Consider the following 2,225-nt stretch of genomic DNA (forward strand, 5'->3'; position numbering starts at 1 on the left):
TTTTAGCTATACACATATATATAACTCTAAAATTATTTTTGTCAACTTCTTTTAAAGAAAAAAATATGATTTAATTTAGAATTAAAATTAATTTGTATTTGTATAAAACAAAAACTTATTTAAATTCTTTTGTTAAAAAATTAAATAAGTTCTAATTTAAAATAGAGCAAAAATAAAATGTTATTTTCTAATAATGTTCACAAGCATTATAATATTATTCTTAAAAAAAGAAAATTGTGTATTATTTATTATTTGATACCTTGCAAATATTGCATTAAAAATGAATGTATAAACGGCCCAAAAATTGCTGCTGCTATTATCAAAAAATGTACCATTCTATTTCCCATGCTAAGTTTTAAATGCAAATTCTTTTCTACATTATCAATCTTATTAGTAAGTTCAATTTTAAAAAAATCTATTTTGGTATTTAAATTCTTTTCTACATTATCAATCTTGGTATTTAAACCTTTTTCTACACTATCTATCTTAGCATCTAAATTATCTATTTTGATATTTAAACTCTTTTCTACATTGTCTATTTTAGTATCTAAACTATCTATCTTAGCATTAAGTTCGTTCTTTATAGTATCAATTTTAAAATCAAGATTATCAAACTTTATTTCGAATTGTTTTTCTAAATTTTTCTCTACAGTGTCAATCTTTGCATCTAAATTAGATATATCTTTTCGTAAATTCTTTTCTACATCAATCAATTTCTCTTTTAAATATTCAAAGCTGTAATTATCATTATGAAGAAAAACAAAATCTATTGCCTCCTCACTAAACCCCATATTTAAAAATTCACCTTTTATACTTTCTATGTTATATGTTCTATACGCCAAATTGTTCATAAAATCCCCTTATTACCCTTTTAATTGCTTATACCTTTTTAAAAGCTTGTTAACTAAATCTCTTTGACTTTCAAAAAGTTCATCTAATAAAAACCCTGTAAATTTAGCATTGCTTTTGTAAAAGTCATAGCTCTCTTTGCTTTTAAGCTGAAATCTTAATGGTTTTATTGGATTTTGTTTAGATTTTTTTATTGTTTTACTCTCTTTATTTCTTAATACAATTAACGTTTCCAGTATTCCATTTTTTATTAGAAATTCTTCTTGTATAATCCCATCTTCTATTGCATTAGCAATTTTTAAATAATTATAGACCTGTGCTCTTGCAAGTCTATAATCTTTAGAAAAAGCTTCAAAACTTTTATACCCATCAAGTTTATAATATTCATTATCTTTAATTTCTTTTAAAATTTTTAAAGTTTCTAATTTACAATAAATTTCTTTTTTAGAATTAATTTTTAATTTTTCTTTTAAAGAATTATAATGATTTAATGCATTATCAGCAATAATATAATTCCCATTATCGCTTAAATCTCTTTTATTTACCTTAATATCCAATTTAAACTCCTTTTACATTCAAAATGTCTACTAATTAGACTTTATATTTTTTAAAAAAATTTCTAAAATATTTTTATACTCTTTTATATAATCTTTATTTAAATCAAAATTATTATTTTCTGCTATTCTTCTATTTAAATCTTCTCTTTCAGATATTATTCCTAAAAACCCGTTTTTTGTTTTCAACATTTCAAACAATGTCTTATGTGTTCTATTTTTTCTAAATCTTGTTATTATTAAAAATATGGGCAAAAATAAATTTAATTTTCTTACAAAGAAATTAAACAAATCTAAACTTTCCACTGCCCACTTTTCAGCTGTCATTGGAATTATTATATAGTCACTACATAAAAGTGCGTTTTTCAACGTAACATCTAAACTGGGATTCGTATCAATTACTATATAGTCATATATATAATGCAAAGTTCCTAAACTAGTTTTTAACAAAAAATCTTTATATTCAATTTCATCTTCACTAAAATTATGTAACGTAAGATAGCTAGGTATAAGATCAAGATTATTATCTATATTTAGAATAGTACTATCGATGTCTACATTTTCCTTTAAAATCTCATAGATATTAAATTTGGTAAAATTAATGCCTAGTTTTTCTATTTTTTCGTAAAAATAACTAGTAATAGATGCTTGGGTATCCATATCTATCAAAAGCACTTTATTATTTTTTGCAAGTAATGTTGCAAGTATAATAGCACTTGTGCTTTTGCCAACACCGCCTTTAATTGACGCAATGGTTATTATTTTAGGTTTTTTATTATCCATTTTGTAAGTGGTCCTTGTTCTGGGTATTTTTTCCCATAA

General features: G+C 22.8%; 3 protein-coding genes. All 3 read right to left on the reverse strand.

What is annotated here, in order from left to right:
• Nucleotides 1-248 precede the first annotated feature (248 nt).
• The 3 genes from bdr to HNP68_RS06585 are packed head-to-tail and all read right to left on the reverse strand — an operon-like array spanning nt 249 to nt 2,186.
• Nucleotides 249-851 (reverse strand): Bdr family repetitive protein, encoded by a 603-nt coding sequence (gene bdr / locus HNP68_RS06575; RefSeq protein ID WP_183221636.1) that lies wholly within the window; start codon nt 849-851, stop codon nt 249-251.
• Nucleotides 852-863: 12 nt separating this feature from the next.
• On the reverse strand, nt 864-1,406 hold the full coding sequence (locus tag HNP68_RS06580) for a chromosome replication/partitioning protein (RefSeq protein WP_183221638.1): 543 nt from the start codon (nt 1,404-1,406) through the stop codon (nt 864-866).
• A gap of 30 nt (nt 1,407-1,436) precedes the next feature.
• Nucleotides 1,437-2,186, reverse strand: coding sequence for a ParA family protein (locus HNP68_RS06585; protein ID WP_183221640.1), 750 nt, complete (start codon nt 2,184-2,186; stop codon nt 1,437-1,439).
• Nucleotides 2,187-2,225: the final 39 nt, after the last annotated feature.

Source organism: Borreliella yangtzensis (assembly GCF_014201775.1).
Lineage (GTDB): Bacteria > Spirochaetota > Spirochaetia > Borreliales > Borreliaceae > Borreliella > Borreliella yangtzensis.